Annotated in this window: 18 protein-coding genes and 1 pseudogene; 5 read left to right on the top strand and 14 right to left on the bottom strand. The window is 48.6% G+C overall.

Annotated features, from left to right (window positions below):
• The first annotated feature begins 260 nt into the window (after positions 1 to 260).
• Positions 261 to 884: a transcriptional regulator RcsA gene (rcsA, locus tag ACLJPQ_RS06235; protein ID WP_023181475.1), complete on the top strand. Its 624-nt coding sequence runs from the start codon at positions 261 to 263 to the stop codon at positions 882 to 884.
• A 38-nt stretch (positions 885 to 922) separates the two neighbouring features.
• Here the strand turns inward: rcsA and dsrB are convergent, their stop codons facing one another.
• A complete protein-coding gene (dsrB, locus tag ACLJPQ_RS06230) occupies positions 923 to 1,117 on the bottom strand; it encodes a protein DsrB (RefSeq protein ID WP_000867218.1) in 195 nt (64 codons plus the stop codon).
• A gap of 128 nt (positions 1,118 to 1,245) precedes the next feature.
• Here dsrB and yodD point away from each other — a divergent pair, with 128 nt between their 5' ends.
• Both yodD and ACLJPQ_RS06220 read left to right on the top strand, forming a co-directional pair.
• Complete coding sequence (gene yodD / locus ACLJPQ_RS06225) at positions 1,246 to 1,473, top strand: YodD family peroxide/acid resistance protein (protein ID WP_000844798.1); 228 nt, start codon at positions 1,246 to 1,248, stop codon at positions 1,471 to 1,473.
• A gap of 309 nt (positions 1,474 to 1,782) precedes the next feature.
• Entirely contained in the window at positions 1,783 to 2,598 is an 816-nt protein-coding gene (locus ACLJPQ_RS06220) for a mannosyl-3-phosphoglycerate phosphatase-related protein (RefSeq protein ID WP_000948794.1), read from the top strand.
• Here the strand turns inward: ACLJPQ_RS06220 and dgcQ are convergent.
• From dgcQ to ACLJPQ_RS06205, 3 genes are all read right to left on the bottom strand, one after another.
• Positions 2,577 to 4,289: a cellulose biosynthesis regulator diguanylate cyclase DgcQ gene (gene dgcQ, locus ACLJPQ_RS06215; RefSeq protein ID WP_064034313.1), complete on the bottom strand. Its 1,713-nt coding sequence runs from the start codon at positions 4,287 to 4,289 to the stop codon at positions 2,577 to 2,579. The genes ACLJPQ_RS06220 and dgcQ overlap by 22 nt on opposite strands.
• Before the next feature lie 164 nt (positions 4,290 to 4,453).
• Entirely contained in the window at positions 4,454 to 4,639 is a 186-nt protein-coding gene (locus tag ACLJPQ_RS06210; RefSeq protein WP_001521741.1) for a YodC family protein, read from the bottom strand.
• Positions 4,640 to 4,715: 76 nt separating this feature from the next.
• Positions 4,716 to 5,633: a DUF808 domain-containing protein gene (locus tag ACLJPQ_RS06205; RefSeq protein WP_085920526.1), complete on the bottom strand. Its 918-nt coding sequence runs from the start codon at positions 5,631 to 5,633 to the stop codon at positions 4,716 to 4,718.
• Positions 5,634 to 5,802: 169 nt separating this feature from the next.
• On the opposite strand from ACLJPQ_RS06205, the gene yedA reads away from it, so the two are divergent.
• Positions 5,803 to 6,723, top strand: coding sequence for a drug/metabolite exporter YedA (gene yedA, locus ACLJPQ_RS06200; RefSeq protein WP_001212262.1), 921 nt, complete (start codon positions 5,803 to 5,805; stop codon positions 6,721 to 6,723).
• Here yedA and ACLJPQ_RS06195 read toward each other — a convergent pair.
• The 4 genes from ACLJPQ_RS06195 to drpB form a co-directional block, all read right to left on the bottom strand.
• Complete coding sequence (locus ACLJPQ_RS06195; RefSeq protein WP_000785978.1) at positions 6,712 to 7,182, bottom strand: very short patch repair endonuclease; 471 nt, start codon at positions 7,180 to 7,182, stop codon at positions 6,712 to 6,714. The two genes, yedA and ACLJPQ_RS06195, sit on opposite strands and share 12 nt — an antisense overlap.
• Positions 7,163 to 8,593, bottom strand: coding sequence for a DNA cytosine methyltransferase (locus ACLJPQ_RS06190; RefSeq protein WP_001157301.1), 1,431 nt, complete (start codon positions 8,591 to 8,593; stop codon positions 7,163 to 7,165). The genes ACLJPQ_RS06195 and ACLJPQ_RS06190 overlap by 20 nt, the downstream gene beginning before the upstream one ends.
• Positions 8,594 to 8,666: 73 nt before the next feature.
• The gene (locus tag ACLJPQ_RS06185; RefSeq protein ID WP_080184626.1) at positions 8,667 to 9,362 is read right to left on the bottom strand and encodes a phosphohydrolase; all 696 of its coding nucleotides are present in this window, start codon (positions 9,360 to 9,362) and stop codon (positions 8,667 to 8,669) included.
• Between the two features lie 79 nt (positions 9,363 to 9,441).
• Positions 9,442 to 9,753, bottom strand: coding sequence for a cell division protein DrpB (drpB, locus tag ACLJPQ_RS06180; protein WP_080184627.1), 312 nt, complete (start codon positions 9,751 to 9,753; stop codon positions 9,442 to 9,444).
• Between the two features lie 649 nt (positions 9,754 to 10,402).
• Between drpB and ompC the strand changes: the two genes are divergently transcribed.
• Positions 10,403 to 11,614 (top strand): porin OmpC, encoded by a 1,212-nt coding sequence (ompC, locus tag ACLJPQ_RS06175; RefSeq protein ID WP_001080673.1) that lies wholly within the window; start codon positions 10,403 to 10,405, stop codon positions 11,612 to 11,614.
• 258 nt (positions 11,615 to 11,872) lie between these two features.
• Here ompC and ACLJPQ_RS06170 read toward each other — a convergent pair whose 3' ends face one another.
• The 6 genes and pseudogenes from ACLJPQ_RS06170 to ACLJPQ_RS06145 form a co-directional block, all read right to left on the bottom strand.
• Positions 11,873 to 12,061: a hypothetical protein gene (locus ACLJPQ_RS06170; RefSeq protein ID WP_024131109.1), complete on the bottom strand. Its 189-nt coding sequence runs from the start codon at positions 12,059 to 12,061 to the stop codon at positions 11,873 to 11,875.
• 10 nt (positions 12,062 to 12,071) lie between these two features.
• Positions 12,072 to 12,284 (bottom strand): cold shock domain-containing protein, encoded by a 213-nt coding sequence (locus ACLJPQ_RS06165; protein ID WP_000208509.1) that lies wholly within the window; start codon positions 12,282 to 12,284, stop codon positions 12,072 to 12,074.
• A 445-nt stretch (positions 12,285 to 12,729) separates the two neighbouring features.
• Positions 12,730 to 13,998, bottom strand: a complete 1,269-nt coding sequence (locus ACLJPQ_RS06160; RefSeq protein WP_064013310.1) for a Y-family DNA polymerase — start codon at positions 13,996 to 13,998, stop codon at positions 12,730 to 12,732.
• A 2-nt stretch (positions 13,999 to 14,000) separates the two neighbouring features.
• The gene (locus ACLJPQ_RS06155; RefSeq protein WP_000394197.1) at positions 14,001 to 14,420 is read right to left on the bottom strand and encodes a translesion error-prone DNA polymerase V autoproteolytic subunit; all 420 of its coding nucleotides are present in this window, start codon (positions 14,418 to 14,420) and stop codon (positions 14,001 to 14,003) included.
• A 748-nt stretch (positions 14,421 to 15,168) separates the two neighbouring features.
• Positions 15,169 to 15,987 carry a hypothetical protein gene (locus ACLJPQ_RS06150; protein ID WP_080184630.1) on the bottom strand — a complete coding sequence of 273 codons (819 nt, stop codon included), beginning with the start codon at positions 15,985 to 15,987 and terminating at the stop codon, positions 15,169 to 15,171.
• Positions 15,988 to 16,467: 480 nt separating this feature from the next.
• Positions 16,468 to 16,713: pseudogene (locus ACLJPQ_RS06145) on the bottom strand (hypothetical protein); the annotation flags it as partial.
• Positions 16,714 to 16,907: the final 194 nt, after the last annotated feature.

Here is a 16,907-nt window from a genome sequence, read left to right as displayed (position 1 = left end):
GTTTATCCGAAAATAAATTTTAAAAAACATTCACCAGGATATATCCGCTGCCCCTTATTTGTTTTTACTTCACTCACATAACGCAACATTCACTTTACTTTAAGATGATTCCTGGCAAATTATATGTAACTTTACGGGATAGTAAGTTCGCCTGAAAAACCGCGTAAGCGTTGTCTAAGGTGACTATTCGTGTTCCGTCTGATTATGGTGAGTTATTCAGGTAAGGGGAATTATCGTTACGCATTGAGTGAGGGTATGCCATGTCAACGATTATTATGGATTTATGCAGTTACACCCGGCTAGGGTTAAGCGGGTATCTGGTCAGCAGAGGGGTGAAAAAAAGGGAAATCAACGACATCGAAAACGTTGACGAACTCGCTATCGCTTGTGGCGCGCATCAGCCTTCGGTGGTGTTTATTAATGAGGACTGTTTCATTCATACGCCTTCAGACAGTCAACAAATAAAGCAAATCATTAATCAACATCCTGACACGTTATTTATTGTTTTTATGGCAATTGCTAATGTGCATTTTGATGAATATTTATTAGTAAGAAAAAACTTATTGATTAGCTCGAAATCGATTAAACCTGACTCGCTGGATACCATTCTTGGCGATATTCTGAAAAAAGAGTCGGGTATTTCAGGAACCATAAATTTACCAACATTATCGTTAAGTCGAACTGAATCCAGCATGTTGCGAATGTGGATGGAAGGTCAGGGAACCATTCAGATTTCTGACAGAATGAATATTAAAGCAAAAACAGTATCCTCCCATAAGGGGAATATAAAAAGAAAGATAAAAACGCATAATAAACAAGTGATCTATCACGTAGTGCGGCTGACAGATAACGTCACTAACGGCATTTTTGTTAACATGCGCTGAGACATCCGGACTGGCAATGTACCTCCAGTCCGGCTCAATTAGTCCTGCTCCGCCTTCTCGACAAAAATACCATCCTGGTGACCTGACTCATTGAAGAACCAGATGCCGAGCGGGTAATCCTCCAGCGAAACCAGATACATTGTGCCTTCACTAAATTCTTCCACTGCCAGTACCACGCCCGGTCGGCGGGGACCGCCGTCCGTTTTAACGGTTACCCGATCATTCACCTTCATCATTTTCCTCCTGTCGCTTTGTGCCAGTGTAGAACAATTTTCTGCGTCTGACAGCGCCTTGCCGGCGTGTTTGCTGGTTTTCTCAACGGTCTATACTTAGGCTGTCAGGAACCCGTGAGGTAGTGAAGATGAAAACGGCAAAAGAGTACAGTGATACGGCCAAGCGCGAAGTGAGCGTCGATGTAGATGCGCTACTGGCGGCCATCAATGAAATCAGCGAAAGCGAGGTTCACCGTAGCCAGGAAGATCCTGAGCGGGTGAGCGTAGACGGACGGGAATATCATACATGGCATGAATTAGCTGAAGCATTCGAGCTGGATATTCATGATTTTAGTGTAACAGAAGTAAACCGTTAAAAATGGCCGAAAAAAATCCCGGCCCTACGGGTCGGGATCAAACTTGCTTATGCAAGAAGCACTTGAAAATTCGTTACACCAGGAAATCTGATGTGAGATTTACCTTATCTGCAATTTTTTTGCATGACAAGTAAATATTTTTTACATGAATGATTAAGCGCGCTAATAGTTCGGTAGCAAAAGTGTGACAACGCATGTGCTGCCTGGAAGCGACGGGATCGGTTCCAGTTAGCGTTCGACTTCTTTCGGGTGTGCTTTAGGACTTTTCCTGGAAATAAGCCCGCCGTTGCAACGGAAAATGAGGAAAAAATGCTCTCAATCCATGACCCCTTGCTGATTTTTACCGATCTGGACGGCACATTGCTGAACAGCCACACTTTTGAGTGGCAGCCCGCGGCTCCCTGGCTTACACGCCTGCATGAAAGCGGCGTGCCCGTGATCCTCTGTAGCAGTAAAACCGCGGCTGAAATGCTCCAGCTCCAGACGACGTTAAATCTACAGGGACTGCCGCTGATTGCGGAAAACGGCGCGGTGATCCAACTGGACGTTCATTGGGAAGACCATCCCAACTATCCCCGCCTGATAGCCGGTATTTCTCACAACGAAATCCGCCTCGTCCTGCATAAATTGCGTGAAAAGGAACAGTTTAAGTTCACCACGTTTGATGACGTTGACGATCAGGTGATAAGCGAATGGACGGGCCTAAACCGGGCACAGTCTGCCCTAACCCGTCTGCATGAAGCGTCGGTGTCGCTGATCTGGCGCGATAGCGATGAACGCATGGCGCAGTTTGTCGCCCGTTTAAATGACCTGGGACTGCAATTTGTCCATGGCGCCCGTTTCTGGCATGTGCTGGACGCCTCCGCTGGTAAAGATCAGGCTGCTAACTGGCTGATAGAAGCATATCGTCGGCAGTGGCGCGCGCGTCCTCTGACGTTGGGGCTAGGAGACGGCCCCAATGATGCGCCCTTACTGGATGTGATGGATTATGCGGTTGTCGTTAAAGGGCTAAACCGGGAGGGCGTACACTTGCGTAACGACGATCCTCAGCGCGTCTACCGTAGCCAGAACGAAGGGCCGGATGGCTGGCGCGAAGGAATGGACTATTTCTTTTCCCGCTCCTGAGTCGCGTCGCTGGCGCAAATACGGTTACGTCCGGACTGTTTGGCGTAATAAAGCCGTTTGTCGGCCAGCGACTGCAACTGCTCAAAATCATAGTCGCCGTATTCCTCCGCGCTACTGATCCCCATTGACGCGCTGATACGAAGCGTCGTGCTTTTCGTCACCAGAATCTCTTTGTCATTAATGCGCTGGCGTATGCGTTCGGCAATCTGCAGCGCCTGCGCTTTCGTCGCGCCGGGCAGCACGATACAAAACTCTTCGCCCCCTACCCGTCCGGCGATGTCGTGCGCTCGAATGGTGCTGCCAATGAGCCCAGCGGCATGGGACAACACGCGATCGCCTGCCTGATGACCAAAGCGATCGTTAACGCTTTTAAAATAATCTAAATCCAGCTGTATCACAGAAAATGGCTGGCGGGCTTCCCGGTAGCGCTTTGCCAGCCTGGACGCTTTTTCAAACAGCGCGCCACGGTTATATAGCCGGGTCAGCGGATCGTGCCATGCCTGCCATTGCAGCGAATTTTGCAGAACAAACATGTTTTTGACCATATGTCGAATAACGCCCCAGGAGATCAACAGCATCGCCGTAAAAAGCACCCATAACAGCGTCAGCGCGATACTAATACTGCCAAAATTCCCTTGTATGCCTTCACGTAATGTATGCACGCGCAGCAGGACGCCATCAAAATGATCCAGCCGCTCCCAGCTTACATAATGCGTTCCTAAACGCAGCCCGCCCAGGGTATCTTTTTCTATTTCACGCGCCAGTAAGGCGCGCTCACGGTCATTTAACGTATTCGCGGTTTGTTGTTCCGGCGCGGAGTCCGTCAACAAACGGAGATGGTTATCGTATAGCTGATATTCCCCTTCAATATCCTTTTCGGCCGCATCGCGCAGGAACCGCTGTAGTGACGCGACGGGAATATCCATTGCCAGTACGCCATACCAGTAATTATCGTGATCCAGCGGTAGACTGGCTGTCACTTTTTTCTGCTCGTCAGCAACATAGGGCTGTGCGGAGGTAAACCACCGCACGCCGCGCTGTGGGTTACGCCGTTGGCTTTGCTCGATAAACCAGGGCTGGGTCACGTACTGATAGTAACGGGAGACAATATCGCTACCGTACGCCGTAGGGAGAGTTGAGAGGTAAAACCCTGAGCGAGAAACATACATCGTCTCCAGCGTCAGCATGGCGGATGAGCGCGCCAGACGCGCCAGATACCCTAACTCCAGCGTGGCGGTTAATTCATTTGCCAGGTCACGACTCTCCCGCGAAAGAAGCGTCGTCCGGGCGACAAATTGATCGGAAACGCCATATAACGGCAATGTCCGCCGCTTATCCAACTCCAGTTGCCAGAAATGTCTGATGCGTCGTTGCTCAAACTGCGTCACCGCGCTTTGCAATGCGGAAAAAGCCAGCGGCGCCACCAGCGCTTCATGCATACCGTTGCGTAAAAAGATCAACCTGTCCATGTTGAATTGCAGTTGGCGGTCAAGGACATTCGCGACGCTCCCCAGATGATTGCGCTGACTGGCGACATACGCGTCTTTCAGTATCATCACTTCCCGCCAGGTAAGTAGCGTCGAGAACAGCATCACGATCAGAAAACAGGTGTTGACGACATGACCGGGACCAAAACGCCGCGCCAGCTTTTTAAACCAGCCTTGATTGTCTAACAGTGTTTCGTGCGGCACCCTGGTAACTCCTGGTTATTGATACAACGCCCCCTGATGGCTTACGGTAGCCAGACCTCATCAAGGGATACCACTCAATCCTGGCATAACCAGGTAGCAGCATGTCGCAGCGCGACGACTCTTTTTCTCCACAGCAAAACGCCCGGCATTAACCGGGCGTTTTGTCATCGGGCTTCGTCCCGCCCGCGCCTTTCCTTGCCTGGCACGAGCTCATTCTCATGGAATGCCTCCCGCTTTACGCCAAAACCATCATACCAGCGACACTCTACCATTCCGCTGGAATAACCGGTGACGATCATCCGGGGTCCACCTTCTTTCACGGTAACTTCCTCACTGACAGAAAAGACCATACCTGCCTCCTGTATCAGATGAAACGTTTTCACCTTAGACGAGGATGGGCAATTTTGCATAATTCATTCTAGAAAATCAGTGCGAAACACCGCGAATTTTCGCCACACCTTTCACCAGCGCCACCACAATAGCGCCGATAATAAAGCCGAGCACCAGATTCAGCCCCGCAGGGATCGTATGCGCCATGAAAGCCCCCTGCTGCTGCGCAAAATGTTCAATGGCATGGTGCAGCGGCGCAATACCGTGTACGACAATCCCGCCGCCAACCAGAAACATCGCCAGCGTACCGACAATGGATAATGCTTTCATTAACCAGGGCGCGATAATCAGTAATCCTTTACCGACGCCCTGCGCCAGCACGCTACGCTTTTCCGCCAGCCAGTACCCCATATCATCCAGTTTGACAATAATACCCACCAGGCCATACACGCCAATGGTCACAACCAACGCAATCCCCGCCAGTACCAACACCTGATTAAGCAGCGGCGCCTGCGCGACAATCCCCAGGGTAATGGCCACAATTTCAGCGGAAAGAATGAAATCGGTACGGACCGCCCCTTTTACTTTATCTTTTTCAAAGGCCAAAGGATCTTGCGCAGCCAGCGCCTCAAGACGTTTTTGCCGCTCCGCCGGGTCTTCTTTGTGTTTTCGCGCCTCAAAGGTATGCAGGACTTTTTCTACCCCTTCAAAGCAGAGAAACGCGCCGCCTAACATTAATAAAGGCGTAATGGCCCACGGGATAAATGCGCTTATCAGCAGCGCCAACGGCACCAGAATAACCTTGTTGATTAATGATCCTTTCGCCACGCTCCATACCACTGGCAGCTCGCGATTAGCGCGAACGCCGGTCACCTGCTGCGCATTGAGCGACAGGTCGTCCCCCAGTACGCCCGCGGTTTTTTTCGCGGCCAATTTGCCCATTACCGAAATATCATCCAGCAGCGTGGCGATATCGTCGAGTAATGTCAGTAAGCTACTTCCTGCCAAAATGATTTCCTCGGTCTTTTCTTCTAAGACGTTAAGTATGTAGCAAAACGCGCAATGCCGAAACCGGCGGCGCGGGTCAACGCCTTTTTATTCCAAAAGGGCAATTATAATGCTCGCCAGCATAATAATTTTGACGTTTACTATATCCACCCTTTTTATTTCACCGTGAGTGATTATGCGTTTCCGGCAGTTATTACCTCTTTTTGGCGCGCTTTTTGCCTTGTATATCATTTGGGGGTCTACCTATTTTGTTATCCGCATAGGCGTTGAAAGCTGGCCGCCGCTGATGATGGCAGGCGTACGTTTTCTCTCGGCGGGTATGTTGCTCATGGCGTTTTTGCTGTTGCGCGGCGAAAAACTTCCGCCGCTGCGCCAGACCATCAACGCCGCGCTGATTGGTCTACTGCTGCTGGCGGTGGGTAACGGCCTGGTGACGGTGGCGGAGCATCAAAACGTGCCATCGGGCATTGCTGCCGTCGTGGTCGCCACTGTCCCGCTATTTACGCTGTGCTTTAGCTACTTTTTTGGTATTAAAACGCGCAAATTAGAATGGGTGGGGATTGCCATTGGACTTGCCGGGATTATTCTGCTGAACAGCGGCGGCAACTTAAGCGGCAATCCGTGGGGCGCGATTTTGATCCTGATAGGTTCGATGAGCTGGGCATTTGGTTCCGTTTACGGCTCGCGCATCGCCCTCCCTGTGGGCATGATGGCGGGTGCGATTGAAATGCTGGCGGCGGGCGTGGTATTGCTTTGCGCGGCATTTCTTTCCGGCGAAAAGCTCGCCACGCTGCCTGGCTTATCGGGGTTTATGGCCGTCGGCTACCTGGCGTTATTCGGTTCTATTATCGCCATTAATGCCTATATGTACCTGATTCGCAACGTCAGTCCGGCGCTGGCGACCAGCTACGCCTATGTGAATCCGGTTGTCGCCGTGTTGCTTGGCACTGGCCTGGGCGGTGAGAGGTTATCGCCCGTTGAATGGGCCGCGCTGGGCGTGATTGTGTTTGCCGTAGTGCTGGTGACTCTGGGTAAGTACCTGTTTCCCGCCAGGGCGGTGATCACACCGTGTAAAACGGAAGATTCACGCCAGTAGATGAATCCCCTGGGTGTCGATCTGCGCGCTGGCGCCGCCGCCGCAGATCCACTCTTCCAGGCGCTCCGCCAACGCCGCGTCGCTCAATTTCGCTCGCCCGCGCAAGGCGCACTCCCAGACGATCAGTACCCGCCAGCCAAGCGCCTGTAAACGCTGAATATCGCGCTCATCGCGCTCAACGTTCTTACCGATTTTTTCCAGCCAGAAAGCCGTTCGCGTGGCCGGCACTTTGAACAGATAACAGTGGTGATGATGCCAAAAGCAGCCGTGAGTAAAAATCACACAATCATAATCATTCACCACAAAGTCCGGCTTGCCCGGTAATGTCGCGTCCTGAGTATGAAACGTAATCCCCTGCGCGCTTAACAGGCCAGCAAGACGTTTTTCAATAGCCGTATCGCGGGTCGCTATCGCGCGCATATTTTTACTGCGCGTGGCTTTATCGTGAACGTCCGCCATCTACCGTCTCTCTCTGACGCAACGTCACCGCCTGGTGAATTTTGGGTTCCAACAGCTTTGCTACCGCAGCAAATACCGGCACCACCACGGAGTTGCCAAACTGGCGATAGGCCTGCGTATCCGAGACAGGTATCCTGAACTGGTACGTTTGCGGCGCCTCAAATCCCATTAAACGCGCGCACTCTCTCGGCGTGAGTCGGCGGGGACGATGTTGTTGGTTGCCAGCATCGTCGAAATTCACTTCGCCTTTCGCCATATCCCAACCACGATCGATCAGAATTTCGGCACCATCTTTGTAGTAGCGAGCAGATAACGTGCGCGCCACACTTTCCGGATTGTCAGGATAAACCATGCCATAGCCAAAACCGTTTCCCCGCGCCTGGTGCTTTTTCGCGTAGCGATATAAATATTTCCACAGCACCGGCGTCAGGATATATTTGGCTTCGACGACGGGCTCCAGCAGTTCTGCCAGCGTCGGACGGCGCGGTGGATAACAACGGGCGATATTGCGTAACGTAAAATCGGTTTTCAGGTTTAAATCGCGACGGAATCCCACCAACACAATACGTTCCCGATGCTGAGGAAGAAAGTGCTGCCCGTCGATAATTTTCGGATCGTCCGGGCCATTGTCAGCGGCATCCGCCACGTCATATCCCAGTTCATCGAGCGTTTGCATAATAATGCGGAAGGTGTTGCCCTGGTCGTGACTTTTAAGGTTTTTCACGTTTTCCAGCACAAACAGCGCGGGGCGGCGGGCGTCGATAATTCTTACGACATCAAAAAATAACGTCCCCTGAGTCTCGCAGGCAAAGCCGTGGGCGCGGCCCAGCGCATTTTTCTTGGAAACGCCCGCCAGAGAAAATGGCTGACAGGGAAAGCCCGCCAGCAGGACATCATGTTGCGGAATATGCTGGCGAATGTGTTCCGCCGCCTCATCATCGCTGACCCCTTCCCGGTGGCTCAATGTGATATCGCGGATATCTTCATTAAAGCGATGTTGCAGCGGATCGCAAAAATAGTTCGCTTTATATGTCCGTACCGCGTGCTTATTCCATTCGCTGGTAAACACGCACTGCCCGCCTATCGCTTCAAATCCGCGGCGAATGCCGCCGATGCCCGCGAAGAGATCGATAAAACGAAAGGCGTAATGTGGATGATGCGCTGGCGGCGTCGGCAACTCTGTTTTAAGACAGGTGAGTTCATTGTCGCTCAAACGATGCCATGCCGCGTTCATCATTACGCGCTTGAAGATGGCCGGGCTCCAGTGCTGTTCGCCCAGGCCGTTAAGGTGCGCCACCAGCGTTTTAACATCGTAGATTTCCAGCAATTGACTCAGCATCGCCTGGATCTCGCTTCCGGCGTCGTCGGCGATGAGGTTCCGGGCGTGTGTTACTGAAATATTTTCCTGCATACATTTAACCGGCCAAAAATAATTGCCGACAGACTAACATAAAATGACGCGGTTTACGTTTCAGCGGCAGGGGTTACTGATGCGTAGCAAACATCTGGATGACCGCCTCATCCCGTGTTTCATAGTCGCCTTTCAGCTCAGCGCTCAGTTTCGCCATGTACGACACCAGAAAATCCGCATTACGCTGCGCCAGGTACTTGCCCCGTTCAGTCTGCATCGTCAGCGGCAGTTTCAGCAGCTTGGTTTGAAAATGGTCGAGCGCGAATTGCTTATCGTTAAGAGGCCGTCTGTCGGCAAAGGGATCGTCGGCATCAAACAGCGCGACGCCCAGCGCGCCGGAGACCGCGAAGACCCGCGCCAGACCAATGGCGCCCAACGCCTCCAGCCTGTCTGCATCCTGCACGATTTTTGCCTCTGGCGTGGTGGGCGCAATTTTTGCGCTGAAACTATGCGCTTCGATAGCATGACAAATGCCCGTCAGTTTTTCTGCCGGAAAGTCAGGAAAATCCCGCAGAAAAATACGCCGGGTTTCTGCCGCCGCCAGAATGGAAGAACGATGCCGCTGCGGATGATTTTTCGCCAGGCTGACGATGTCATGGAAATAACATGCCGATAGCACCACCAGCCAGTCGACAGGACTGTTTTCCCCCAGCGTTTGCGCGGTTGCCCAAACACGACGAAAATGGAAGATGTCATGGGCGGCATCCTGTTCCTGGTGGTGGTGACGTAGCCAGTCTTCAAACTGCGATTGCCAGTATCCTGAGTCCATACGCCCTCTCTTTATAGCAGACCATTTTTATTACATGCCTGAGCACAGGGTTCGCTATCCTGACATATCCGCCACCACTTTACATCCTTGCGTGCTTGCGCGTTTCTGGCTGAGTGTCGGCGGGATACCCCCTGTTTTTGCGAGGCCGGGTGTACCAGGCAATATTCCCCAGAATAAGCCAGACGACGCCCAGCGAAAGCGCGTTAAGCCATTTTTCCGTTGCGCTGCCAGGAGTGCTGATTGGGCCGAGAACCGGCTCGGTTTGTATGGCGGACATCAGCCACACGCAACGCGCCATCGCCCAGATGAAGTAGCCGCAAAAGGTATAAAAAACCCATAACGCTAATTTACCGCCCATGCTACGGGTGGCGTTGTCCTCCCTGGTACTCAAACTTTACTCCGCTTTTGTGATGTAAGTCATATGACATTAATTACATTATAATGTGACATTAGTCACATTTCGACCATAGAATACCTTATCCACCTGTTCTGGTCATTCGCCCCACAAATAGTTTATTCTCAGTTAATGTTGCGTCAGGCGCTGAACCTGCTGTTAAATAAGGGAATGGTGATTGAATCGCACTCTGATGCAGAATAACCCATAACCAGAACAACTTATTTTTACGCACCGCGATAGCGTTTTATTTTATTAGCATTAAATGTCAGAATGATTCGGTTATTAGCCTTTTATCATTTATTTTATCATTACCCACATTACCGGCATTTATGCCGGTTTTTTTTATGCCTTTTCATAATCAAAGCATCAAATACATATAAAAAACAAATTATATTCACGCCAACATCCATCAAACCAAAACATATAACTCATTGATAAAAAATGATAATTATAGAATATATATTCTTAGTTATTTATATATCCAGTATTATAAAAAACCAAAAGGAAACAAATTGAAATATTTTAAATAGCTTTGTTACATGTTATTTTTTAAATTCCATGAACTTCATAGAATAGTATCAATTTGTAGTTTTGTTGAAGTGGCTACATATTCATATAAATTATTATCATAAGGGAATACATAATGAACAGAAAAGTTCTGGCACTGCTTGTCCCGGCGTTATTAGTGGCAGGCGCAGCAAATGCGGCTGAAGTTTATAATAAAAATGGCAACAAACTCGACCTGTACGGCAAAGTTGATGGTCTGCGTTACTTCTCTGACGATGCAGGCAGCGACGGCGACCAGTCCTACGCCCGTATTGGCTTTAAAGGCGAAACGCAGATCAACGATATGCTGACCGGCTATGGTCAGTGGGAATACAACATGCAGGCGAGCGGCACTGAAGGTAACAGGGATACGTCCTGGACTCGTCTGGGCTTTGCCGGTCTGAAATTCGGCGAGTACGGCTCTTTCGATTATGGCCGTAACTATGGTGTTATCTACGACGTTGAAGCCTGGACCGATGTGCTGCCGGAATTCGGCGGCGACTCTTACACCCAGACAGATGTATATATGCTTCAGCGTGCTAACGGCCTGGCCACCTATCGTAACACCGACTTCTTCGGCCTGGTGGAAGGCTGGAACTTCGCGCTGCAATACCAGGGTAATAACGAAAGTGGCAATAACGGATTTGGCCAGGAAGGCTCCGGTAATGGAACTAACCGCGGTACAAATAAAGAAAACGGTGACGGTTTCGGCCTCTCTACCTCTTATGACTTTGACTTCGGGTTAAGCCTGGGGGCTGCTTATTCAAATTCTGACCGTACCGATGCCCAAGTAGGTAATGGATATGGTGATGGTCATCGTTACTATGGCAACAATGATGCCGGCGGTGAAACTGCCGAAGCCTGGACCGTAGGTGTCAAATATGACGCCTATAACGTATACCTGGCGGCGATGTACTCTGAAACCCGCAATATGACCTCTTATGGAGACAGCGACTATCACTCTGCAGACGGTAAGTTGGGTGGCGGCGGTATCGCTAACAAAACCCAGAACTTTGAAGTGGTTGCGCAGTATCAGTTCGATTTCGGTCTGCGTCCGTCCATCGCCTACTTGCAATCTAAGGGCAAAGATTTAGGCGGCCAGGATATGGATAGCCATGGTAACTATCGTTACACCGACAAAGATCTGGTTAAATATGTTGACGTCGGTATGACTTACTACTTCAACAAAAATATGTCCACCTACGTTGATTATAAAATCAACCTGCTGGACGAAGATGATGACTTCTACGCAAACAACGGTATTGCAACCGATGATATCGTAGGTGTTGGTCTGGTCTACCAGTTCTAAGACGCTTTATGTTATTCAAGCCCGTGCTTAGCGCGGGCTTGTTATTATAGGGCAAGAATTAAATAACGGATAACGGCGCAAAGACAGGTGACCTGGCTTCATCGGATAGATGAAGACAACGTCGCTTTTTTCAGGCGCTGTCTGCAAGAGAAATAACACCTTTGGGGAAAGGTAAATGCCACTATAGATGATGGATGTCAGCGTCTATAGATGATAATCATCGGGCATAAAAAAGCTCCGGTACGGAGCTAATATGAATTATTTTCTAAAATCTGGCGGAACCTGTCCTGAGCGAATGTATAATCCAACATTATCAAAAGTGATCATGGTTGACTTACAAAAAATACATTTCGCGCCAAACGGGTTTTGCTCAGTAACATCGAATGTCGATGTTCTGTATTGTGAACCATGGCAACATGGACACCGGAAGTGAATTTTATTAGTAATATCAGTTGCCTTAAAGCGCCACAACGTTAACCGCTGATGGACCTTTTGGTCCCTGCTCTACTGAAAACTCCACTTCCTGATTTTCATTCAGAGTGCGGAATTCATTACTTTGAATGGCGGAAAAATGCACAAACACATCTTTGCTGCCATCTTTAGGCGTAATGAAACCAAAGCCCTTTTCAGGGTTAAACCATTTTACTAAACCAGTGATTTTCGTCGTCATAATATTGTTACCTTTTGAATGAGCCCTTGGGCAAAATGGCCTGAAGAAAATTATCAGAGAGAAAAAAACCTAAAGGAGATCTCAAGAGGAACAAATGATGAGAAATATTACAATCACTACTTCAGATAAGTTTGTATCAAACCGCACAACCATTAACGCATGGTTAACTGCACATAGCAAGCTTTAGTTTTGTTAAAAAAATATTAATTGTTTTTTAGCATTATCACGCTGATTGTCATACTCTTTTTATCCATGCCCATCGCTACGGCTGAAACCTGGCGTAAATAAGTGACGTCTCACAACGCCTACCTGGCAATAAACGCGCCACATTTACTTATGTCGTAAACCAGGATACATGCGCCTCATCGTGAGAGGTTCCTGTGATCTTGTGCGACCAAAAGAACGGGGATGATTTGGCAACCATCTCAGGCATTGATCCCACAAGTTACTTAACACGCAGTAGATCAGAGTATCTTGTGGTGTACCGAGGCGAAAGCATTTCTCGCTTCATAGCCCACTGTTGCGACATCCCCTGCCCGGCGAAGTACAGCGTCCCCTTCCCGTCTTTTGCGTTAAGATGGTCCAGTACTTCCATCAACTTCGCACTACCGGCGCGCGGCGCGTTATCGTCGAAAAGGTTGAGTTGCGCTACGCCCTGACTGAAGAAGTCACCCAGCATCACCCCCGCTTTCTGGTAGCGATGGCCGTCGCGCCAGATTTTATCCAGACATTTCACAGCCGCATTGATAATGTCGCGTGAATCCTGCGTGGGGGTGAGAAGCGTCACCGCGGCGCTGTTACCGTAGTAGGGCTCGTTCAGGGCAAAGGGGGATGTTTTGACGAATGTTGAGATGAAACGGCAGTACTGGTGCTCGCCGCGGAGTTTTTCTGCCGCGCGCGCAGCGTAGCTGTAAATAGCCTGGCGCATTTCCTCATAGTCTGTGACCCGCTCGCCGAAAGAGCGGCTACAAACGATTTCCTGCTTTGCCGGCGCAAACTCTTCAAGCTCCAGACATGGCTCTCCGCGAAGCTCTCTCACGGTACGCTCCAGCACGACATTGAAGTGTTTCCTGATGATCCAGGTACTTTGTTCAGAGAGATCGAGAGCAGTCTTGATGCCCAGGGCATTGAGCTTCTTACTGATGCGCCTGCCGACACCCCAGACATCCTCTACGGGTATCAGGGCCAGCAGCCGACGCTGGCGATCGATGTTCGATAGGTCAACCACCCCGCCGGTCTGGCGCTGCCACTTTTTCGCAGCATGATTAGCCAGCTTGGCAAGGGTTTTCGTCTGGGCAATGCCTACACCGACAGTCAGGTGCGTGCGCTTCAGGACCGTCGCTCTTATCTCGCGCCCGAAATCTGTCAGATCCCGGCAGTTTCGTACCCCCATCAGATCACAAAAAGCCTCATCAATGCTGTAAATTTCTACCCGCGGCACCATCTCCTCGAGTGTGGTCATTACCCGGTTCGACATATCAGCGTAAAGCTCGTAATTACTGCTGAAGCAAACAACACCGGATCGCCGGAAGCGTTCTTTCTGTTTGAAGTATGGCTCACCTGGTGCGATACCGAGCTGTTTCGCCTCGGCGCTACACGCGATAACGCAGCCATCATTGTTTGATAACACCACCACCGGTCGGCCACATAAATCAGGACGAAAGACCGTTTCGCAGGAGGCGTAAAAGCTATTAACATCGCAGAGCGCGAACATAATCAACTGACCGCTTTAATGATAAAGGTCACCACCCCGAATATGTCGAGCGTGTCTTCACTGCCGACAGGTATAGGTCGATAGGCGCCGTTCATGGGGATTAACTGCACTGTCGGGCGCAACTGCAACCGTTTTACGGTGAACTCTCCTTCAATTGCCGCAATTACAATGTCACCGTGGTCAGCGTTCCGTGAGCTATCCACCACCAGCAGGTCGCCGTCGCTGATGCCTGCTTCAATCATTGAATCACCCGTGGCTTTGACAAAATATGTTGAGCTGGGATGAGAAACGAGCAACTCATTAAGATCGATACGCTGCTCAATGTAGTCCGCCGCGGGGCTGGGGAATCCACACGGCACTAAGTAACTGAAAAATGGGAGAGGAATAATTTCGCGCAACTCTGTAGGTCTGAAAAATTCCATAATCCATACCTCGAATACTGTTTTTATATACAGTAGTATTATTTGAACATGCGCGCAAGATACCGGAGTCGCTACGGCTGTTTAAATCTTCGTCGCTTCGTTTGTAAGTTTCTCTCTCAGTTCAAATTATGGGTTTTGTAAATTTTCCGGTTGTATTGTCATGTGCGCATATTTAAGCCAGCCTGGAGGCCACCTTTTCTGTACAGCGTTGACAGCCCCGCAGCGTAAGTTATCGCCACGCGCCAACGCGTTTCCCTGACAGCAATTAATCTTCTGCCCGGCGCCCATGTCTACAGGGGAACATTTCGGGCAACAGGCCGGGTGCGATGATTACCGAGGACGACGGCGTTAAGTCGCCGCGAGTGACATCACTGTGAATCCCGATGGAGTACAGCGAGCTTCATGAATTTACTAAAAATATAACAGACACAAAAAATAGTTTTATTTTTCATTATGATTAATATCAGTTTGCATATTGGAAATAAGGATAACTGACCAGAACACCATGATAAACACTGACAACAAATTAAAAGCGTAGTTTTTTTGATTTGCGGCAACAAAATTAATAAGAGTCATGGTAGCTAAAAAACTCTTTTTCTTTTCCTGTACAAATAAGATAAAAATCGCTTCATCCACCACCACAAGAATATGTATATATTCTGTTATTACTATTTCGATAACACAATATCAAATTAAATATATCTCTATTACCTATCCATTAGTGTAATTTTCTTAAACTGAAAATTTATCATTTACAGCCCAAACTCTTACGCATTTTTTCTTTTAATGGCTCGGCTACTTCTGGACGTAATTTTGAATATAAATTTTGTACATTTTCACAGCCAGTAGGTTGGCCTGATGATAAAGGCTCTATTTTTGTCAGGATATTCCACAAAATATAAATTGCAAATGCGATTAGCATTATACTTAAAAAACAAATACGGATACCCCGAGCATTAAACAACGCTGGGACATTTGATGCTTCTTGTTTAACGGATGGCACATAATTTACGACTGGAGCAGTAACCTCAGGAATAACAAGTTGTTTTCCATACGGAACGAAGTATGCAGAAATATGCTCTGGACTATAATGCTGTTCAACACGTTTCCACTCATCTGACGGAATGAGTAAGAACGATAATGTATCACTAAAAGTGCTGTTCTGATATACCCGCAAACTATATCCACTATTAGCCAATATATGCTCAATGCGCACCAGCTCTGTATCAAAACCATCACTTCCCATTGGGTAGTGATGAAACACATACTGCGCATCAACCAAATTTATCGTTGCTGTTTCAATCTCACTGTCATAATCGAATTTGACCGTGACAGGCTTCTCTTTCTGATTATCTGAAAGTGCCTCAAGCAGGCTAAAAGTTCCCTCTTTCCAGTCAATAATAATTCCGTAGATACTCATAAACAGCGCCTGGTAGTCCTCTAATGCAGACTCAGACAGCCACGGTTCTTTATGTTTCTCCAAAAAAAACTTACGCCTTAAAGAGGCTTGTTCATCATCATTGGCAGCAAAAAAATCAAAAAACTCATCCTGTTCTGGTAATTGCATTATGGTTCCATCCAGTATTTTATTAATCAAAAATCGATCCCAGCAGCTAATTTCCCCTGCTGTCTATGATAGAATAGAATATGTGATCTCAAAGCGTCAAGATGACAAGACCAAACGAGCACGCATCCATTCAATAAATGAATAAACCCTGTTAATACAAATAGTTTTAAAAATGATTTATCTGGACAACTGAAATTATCTTTATACTGATAGCAGTACAGCCATTTCTGTAAGTTTAAATGACAGATAAAAAACACGGACAAATCGTTTTACGTTATTTCCAATATTTTTCAATGTCTGCCCTCTGTTTTTTACGTAATCTCTATGTTGTCGCGACGGGAACAATAATAGCGAATTCGCGTATGACGTTTTAGGGGCATTCATAAAAGGTTTTTTTGAAAAACATGAAGGGAGATGAACGGAAAAAGGTTCGTTAAGGCTGGATGCGATCACGTTCGCTTACGGCGAACGTAACCCTTTTTACCTGGCTGCATTTTTCTTCTTCTTTTCGTCCTCAACATGCTTATCAACAGGTGAGTCTTTTAAGCGATTGTTTTGCATGATGTCATCTTCAAGCGATTTTAGATAGCTTGCATCAGTCAGCAAGGCTATTGCCAGCGTTTTCGCATAAAATTGCGCGTGGCTTCGTGTCGTAGGATTTACCGCGTAGGTTCTGGCAAGCTCATGTCCAGGGGAGGCGGTATCACCACTGAAAAAGATTTCGCCTCTTTTCCTCCATCCTCCAGCAATCCATTTCCTTTAAGATACCCTTACAAGATCCGTGTGAAGCAACGGCAGTTAAACTGTTTTGTCACCAGAGATGTGAGATGGGCGTTGCAAAAGAGTGTGAGCTTGTGAGCTAAAGAAGATAAAAGTGGATGCCCGACGCGCAGCAAAATGGTAAAAAACAGCATCAGTAG

It is taken from the genome of Salmonella sp. SAL04213 (genome assembly GCF_046550535.1).
Taxonomy (GTDB): Bacteria; Pseudomonadota; Gammaproteobacteria; order Enterobacterales; family Enterobacteriaceae; genus Salmonella; species Salmonella enterica.
Note: the sequence above shows the minus strand (reverse complement) of the source record. Positions and strands in the feature narration are given on the sequence as shown.

Bases quoted from the DNA above. Each gene is read 5' to 3' on its own strand.
- rcsA (WP_023181475.1), top strand. From the start codon at position 261: ATGTCAACGATTATTATGGATTTATGCAGTTACACCCGGCTAGGGTTA.
- ACLJPQ_RS06165 (WP_000208509.1), bottom strand. From the start codon at position 12,284: ATGACGACGAAAATCACTGGTTTAGTAAAATGGTTTAACCCTGAAAAG.
- ACLJPQ_RS06150 (WP_080184630.1), bottom strand. From the start codon at position 15,987: ATGCAATTACCAGAACAGGATGAGTTTTTTGATTTTTTTGCTGCCAAT.
- ACLJPQ_RS06195 (WP_000785978.1), bottom strand. From the start codon at position 7,182: ATGGCGGACGTTCACGATAAAGCCACGCGCAGTAAAAATATGCGCGCG.
- ACLJPQ_RS06155 (WP_000394197.1), bottom strand. From the start codon at position 14,420: ATGGAATTTTTCAGACCTACAGAGTTGCGCGAAATTATTCCTCTCCCA.
- ACLJPQ_RS06220 (WP_000948794.1), top strand. From the start codon at position 1,783: ATGCTCTCAATCCATGACCCCTTGCTGATTTTTACCGATCTGGACGGC.
- ompC (WP_001080673.1), top strand. From the start codon at position 10,403: ATGAACAGAAAAGTTCTGGCACTGCTTGTCCCGGCGTTATTAGTGGCA.
- ACLJPQ_RS06190 (WP_001157301.1), bottom strand. From the start codon at position 8,593: ATGCAGGAAAATATTTCAGTAACACACGCCCGGAACCTCATCGCCGAC.
- dsrB (WP_000867218.1), bottom strand. From the start codon at position 1,117: ATGAAGGTGAATGATCGGGTAACCGTTAAAACGGACGGCGGTCCCCGC.
- ACLJPQ_RS06210 (WP_001521741.1), bottom strand. From the start codon at position 4,639: ATGGTCTTTTCTGTCAGTGAGGAAGTTACCGTGAAAGAAGGTGGACCC.
- yodD (WP_000844798.1), top strand. From the start codon at position 1,246: ATGAAAACGGCAAAAGAGTACAGTGATACGGCCAAGCGCGAAGTGAGC.
- yedA (WP_001212262.1), top strand. From the start codon at position 5,803: ATGCGTTTCCGGCAGTTATTACCTCTTTTTGGCGCGCTTTTTGCCTTG.
- ACLJPQ_RS06160 (WP_064013310.1), bottom strand. From the start codon at position 13,998: ATGTTCGCGCTCTGCGATGTTAATAGCTTTTACGCCTCCTGCGAAACG.
- ACLJPQ_RS06185 (WP_080184626.1), bottom strand. From the start codon at position 9,362: ATGGACTCAGGATACTGGCAATCGCAGTTTGAAGACTGGCTACGTCAC.